At 62.6% G+C, this 4,823-nt stretch carries 6 protein-coding genes; all 6 read right to left on the bottom strand.

Features of this window, described 5'->3' with window-relative positions:
* A partial coding sequence (locus AC1D00_RS26920; RefSeq protein WP_477012740.1) for a shikimate dehydrogenase occupies positions 1–814 on the bottom strand: 814 nt, incomplete at its 3' end.
* A gap of 15 nt (positions 815–829) precedes the next feature.
* Positions 830–1,657 carry a shikimate dehydrogenase gene (gene aroE / locus AC1D00_RS26915; protein WP_477012739.1) on the bottom strand — a complete coding sequence of 276 codons (828 nt, stop codon included), beginning with the start codon at positions 1,655–1,657 and terminating at the stop codon, positions 830–832.
* Positions 1,658–1,660: 3 nt separating this feature from the next.
* On the bottom strand, positions 1,661–2,902 hold the full coding sequence (locus AC1D00_RS26910) for a CaiB/BaiF CoA transferase family protein (protein WP_167771447.1): 1,242 nt from the start codon (positions 2,900–2,902) through the stop codon (positions 1,661–1,663).
* Positions 2,899–3,369, bottom strand: coding sequence for a MaoC family dehydratase (locus tag AC1D00_RS26905; RefSeq protein ID WP_135178272.1), 471 nt, complete (start codon positions 3,367–3,369; stop codon positions 2,899–2,901). The genes AC1D00_RS26910 and AC1D00_RS26905 overlap by 4 nt, the downstream gene beginning before the upstream one ends.
* A gap of 12 nt (positions 3,370–3,381) precedes the next feature.
* Positions 3,382–3,768: a VOC family protein gene (locus tag AC1D00_RS26900; RefSeq protein ID WP_477012738.1), complete on the bottom strand. Its 387-nt coding sequence runs from the start codon at positions 3,766–3,768 to the stop codon at positions 3,382–3,384.
* 4 nt (positions 3,769–3,772) lie between these two features.
* Positions 3,773–4,717: a ketopantoate reductase family protein gene (locus AC1D00_RS26895; RefSeq protein ID WP_135178274.1), complete on the bottom strand. Its 945-nt coding sequence runs from the start codon at positions 4,715–4,717 to the stop codon at positions 3,773–3,775.
* Positions 4,718–4,823: the final 106 nt, after the last annotated feature.

Here is a 4,823-nt window from a genome sequence, read left to right as displayed (position 1 = left end):
GATCAGGTGAGATGCCCGTGAACAGGCGAAATGCTTCGGTCCCCTGGAAGATCGCCATGCCTCCGCCATCGACGGTGCGGCAGCCGAGGGCACGCGCCGCGCGCAGCAGCGCGGTTTCCGGTGGGAAGTAGACGATCTCGGCGACCCACAGATCGGGGCGCAGCAAGGCCGTCGGCAGCGGCGTGCCCGGATACTTGTCCATGCCGATCGGCGTCGCGTTGACAATTCCGTCCGCGGCAGCCACCGCCGCTGCGACATCCTGGCCGACTTTTAAGCGCCCTTCTACGAATCGAGGGGACAAACCGTCGACCACATTTTGCGCCTTGGCCAAGTCGACATCCATAATAGTCAGCTCCCGCACGCCGAGCTTCATGAGCGCGAAAGCAACCGCCGATCCTGCGCCGCCGGCGCCGAATTGGACGACACGACCGAGCGATGCACCCTGCTTGTTGCGGCGAAAGTTCTCGGCGAAGCCGAACCAGTCGGTGTTGTGGCCGATCATTCGACCGTTTCTGATGACTACGGTGTTCACGGCGCCAAGCGCGTCCGCGTCGGGCGAAAGCTCGTCCAGGAGGGGAAGGATCGCCTGCTTGCAGGGATGGGTCACGTTCAGCCCGTCAAAGCCCATCCGCTTTGCCGCCGTCAGCAATTCCGGCAGCGCCTGGGCACCAAGTTTCAACTCGGTCAGGTCAATCTTCTTGTAGAGATAGCGGATGCCAGCGGCGTCGGCGGCCGCTTCATGCATGGGCGGGGTGCGGGACGCGGCGATGCCGCTGCCAATCAGGCCGACGAGAAAGCTGGGCTTTTGATGCATGCTCGGTTTCGCCCGTCAACTCAAAGGGACAGTCAGCTCGGCGATGACTCGCGCCGTGTCTGGTCGAACGCCGCGCCACCAGGCAAAAGCTTCCGCCGCCTGCTCGACCAGCATGCCGACGCCGTCGGCAAGCTTGGCTACGCCTTCGGCGCGGGCCGCCTGCAAGAACGGAGTCAATCCTTTGCCGTAGGCGAGCTCGTATGCCAGCTCCGCACCGCGGAAGACATTGCCTGGAAGCGGCGGCATTTCACCTCGCAGGCTGGCGGATGTCGCGTTGACCACGACGTCGTAGCCCTCGGCGAGATCGGCCAGTTCGGCATAGCCGCTGACGATCAGGGGACCGCAACCGGCAAATTCTTCAGCCAATTTCACCGCTTTCGACAGCGTTCGGTTGACGAGAACCAGCTCCGACGGTTCCTCGCGCAGGAACGGCAGCAGCGCGCCGCGCGCCGCTCCTCCGGCGCCGAGCATCAGGACGCGGCGGCCGGCCATCTTGACGCCGAGATTGACGGTGATGTCCCGCACGAGGCCGATGCCGTCGAAATTCTCGGCAATGATCCGATCGCCGTCGAACTTCAGGCAGTTTGCAGCGCCTGCTCGTTTGGCGCTCTCTGAAAGCTCGGTTGCGTAGGCGAAAGCATCAAGCTTGAACGGAGCGGTGATGTTCAGCCCCTTGGCGCCCTCAGCACGGAATTGATCGACCCGTCCCTTGAAGCCATTGAGTGGCGCCTCGATCGCCTCGTAGACGAGGTCCTGTCCCGTCATTTTGGCGAAAGTGCCATGGATGAGGGGCGATTTGCTGAAGCCGATCGGATTGCCAATTACCGCGTAACGATCGCTCATGGCTCACTCCTGCACGGCGGCTTCGTTGTAGAGGACGCCGTCGCGCACCATCGCCTCGACGAGCTCGGCCGACAGTCCCAGCGAGGCGGCGATGCGGCGATTATCCTGACCGAGCAGCGGCGCGGGAGCGCGCACCGTGGTGTCGCAATCGGAGAAGCGGAACGGCAGATTAGGCAGCGTCACCTTGCCGAGCACGGGATGTTCCTGCTCGACCAGCATGCCACGCGCACGGATCTGCGGATCTTTCACGACTTCTTCGATGGTCTGCACAGGAGCCGACGGCACACCTGCTTCCTCAAGTGCCGCAAGGCAAGCATCCCGACACGGCTGCGACAGAGTCCAGGTGCGCACAATCTCCATGGCTTCGGCATAATGGGCGTTGCGCGCGGCAGGCGCGGTGAAGCGTTCGTCGGATGCCAACCTGTCTCCCCCGATCAGGCTCGCCAATCGCCGCCACGCATCGTCGACTTGCGCAGCGATGACAAGGTTGCCGTCCTTGGCTGGAAAGACCCCGTAGACGGTCGAGTCCGGCTGTCCGCTTCCAGTCTGCTTCGGCTGGTCGGTACCGCCGGAGAGGAAGTAACGCTGAACCGCATAGTCGTGCATCGAGACCATGCAGTCGTACAGCGCCAGATCGATATGCTGGCCGCGCCCGGACGACGCGCGGCCGACCAGCGCTGCATTGATGGCAGCCACACCATGAATGCCGGTATACATGTCAGCGAGCGGCATCCGCAGCAGCGGCGGCGCTTCGCCGGAATTGCCCAGTTGCGCCAGGGCGCCCGACATCGCCTCTGCGATCAGGCCGAAGCCCGGACGGTCGGCATAGGGACCGGTGTGACCATAGGCCGAAACCGAGCAGTAGATTAGTCTGGGATTGCGCGACGACAGAGCTTTGTAGCCGAGCCCGAGACGCTCAAGCGCGCCGGGGCGGTAGTTCTCGATGAAGACGTCCGCTGTGTCGACCAGCTTCATCATCATGTCGAGACCGCGCTTATCGCGCAGATCGATGCACAATCCCTGCTTGCCCATGTTCTGCTGCAGGAAGTAACCGGATTGTCCGTCCTTGAAATAGCCATGCGCGCGGCCCGCATCGCCCTGCTTCGGACGCTCCACCTTGATGACCTCAGCGCCCATCGCAGCTAAGCAACGGCCCATGAACGGGCCTGCCAGGAAATGGCTGTAGTCGATGACGCGAATGCCTCTCAGCGGCAAATCCTGGAGCGGCAGATCTTGCGCGGTCATGCCTGTTCTCCTGCGGCACTGGTCTTCGGGCGCATGGGAATCATCAGCCGGTGCTCGCCGAGCTGCACCACCTCGCTGCGCTGGTTGATCAGCTCCGATGGCAGCACCACGATGCCCCACCCTTCCCGCTTCGTAGCGCGCATTGAACCAACTCGGAACTTCACATGCACGGTGTCGCCAAGCTTGATCGGCAGCTTGAAATCCCACGTCCAGCCCAGCGACATTCCCGGAAGGAAACGGTACTCGGCACGGGTCTTCAAACCGTCGGCCAGGGACAGACCAAAAAGCCCGTGCGCGACACGCGTGCCGAAGGGTGTGGTCTTGGCGTATTCCTCGTCGACATGAACAGGCGTGAAATCGCCCGTCAGTTCGGCATAGGCATTCACCATCGCTTCGGTGACCGTCACCGAAGGGGTGACGCATTCGTCACCGACCTTGGCATCGTCCCAGTAGCGCTCATCGGTCATATCGCGTGTTCCTTAGGCCCGTGGATTGATCGCCAGCGCGGCTTCCACGGCGCCTGCGCTGGCTTGCAGGATTTCGACGTTCAGCCCGCCCGGCAGTTCGAGCCAGTTCGGACCAGCGGGCAGCGCCTTGGCGCCCCAGGCGGCGGCGCGGGCGAGCACACCTTCGTAATCGTCGACCATGATGCCGAGATGGGCGAGACGCCCCTCCGGTCCGGCAAAATTCGGATCCTCGATGAGTTGCACGCTTCCGAGCACCCACACCTGACGCGGGCGTGAACCATCGGCGGGTTGCTCGTCGCGAATTGCGAGACCAAGCACCTCACGAAAGAAATCGACGTGATGATCGACGTCCGACACGCGGATCGCGACGTGTTCGACATAAGCGCGGGGCAACGACATTGTCTCAGGCCTTTCCTGGATAATCGCTGCGGGCGTATTCGAGCCCTTTGACCAACGCGACGAGGGTGGAATTGACGGGGGTCGGCACATTGAGCTTGGCGCCCCAACGCACGACGGAGCCGTGGATGTAGTCGACCTCGGTCAGATTGCCGGACTGCAAGCTCTGCAACATCGACGTTTTGAACTCAGGCGGCAGTCCGGCCGACGCCATCGTCCACGCAAGGCGCGGATCGGCAATCGAGATCTTCACGCCGGCAGCTTGCGCCACCGCGATACCCTCCGAGATTGCGGCCAGCGCGCAATCTTCCAGGATCGGCAGCGAATAGAGACCGCCGTAAGTGAGCCCGGTCACGGCGGTGATTCCGCCGCCGGCGACGTTGATGAAGAGCTTGTCCCACATCGTGCCCATGATGTTGTCGCTGAGTAGTGTGAGAATTCCGGCACGATTGAAAGTCTCGGAAATTCGCTGTGCGCGTTCGGTCAGGCGTCCATCGAGCTCGCCGACGATGGTTTCCTTGCCGACCACTCCGGAGCGAACATGACCGAGGCCCAGCAGCACGCCGCCAACATAGGTCTTTCCTGCCATGACCCTGTTACGCCCAACTTCCTCCGAAAGGATGTCTTCGTGGCCAAGGCCGTTTTGCAGCGACATCACGACCGTCTGCGGCCCGATGATCGGCGCGGCCGCCCGAATCGCATCCCGCGTGTGATAGGATTTGACGAGGACGATGACGAGGTCCGCCACGATGCCGACCTCCGTCGCGGAGGTACAGGCGGAGACCTTCACGACGGTCTCGGCGTCACCTTCAAGCATCCGCAGACCACCGGCATTGATCGCGTCGACATGAGCCTGAAACGGATCGATCAACCAGACCTCGGCACCACCGCGCGCAAGCGTGCCGCCGATGGTCGAGCCCAGGGCTCCTGCTCCGACAAAGCAGATCCTCATCCGAACGCTTCTCCCTCGCCCATTCTGGCGTTGGATGCGTGCTAGCAGGCCGCCCGGTATTTGGATATGATATGATTATTATAACCATTATTGCAGATCGCAATGA

The sequence above is a fragment of the Bradyrhizobium sp. P2_E8 genome, assembly GCF_056403875.1.
The sequence above is the reverse complement of the archived record's forward strand: the minus strand, read 5'-3'. Positions and strand labels throughout refer to the sequence as shown.

Excerpts from the sequence above, each read along its gene's own strand:
- aroE (WP_477012739.1), bottom strand. The coding sequence starts at position 1,657 with ATGAGCGATCGTTACGCGGTAATTGGCAATCCGATCGGCTTCAGCAAA.
- AC1D00_RS26910 (WP_167771447.1), bottom strand. The coding sequence starts at position 2,902 with ATGACCGCGCAAGATCTGCCGCTCCAGGATTTGCCGCTGAGAGGCATT.
- AC1D00_RS26905 (WP_135178272.1), bottom strand. The coding sequence starts at position 3,369 with ATGACCGATGAGCGCTACTGGGACGATGCCAAGGTCGGTGACGAATGC.
- AC1D00_RS26900 (WP_477012738.1), bottom strand. The coding sequence starts at position 3,768 with ATGTCGTTGCCCCGCGCTTATGTCGAACACGTCGCGATCCGCGTGTCG.
- AC1D00_RS26895 (WP_135178274.1), bottom strand. The coding sequence starts at position 4,717 with ATGAGGATCTGCTTTGTCGGAGCAGGAGCCCTGGGCTCGACCATCGGC.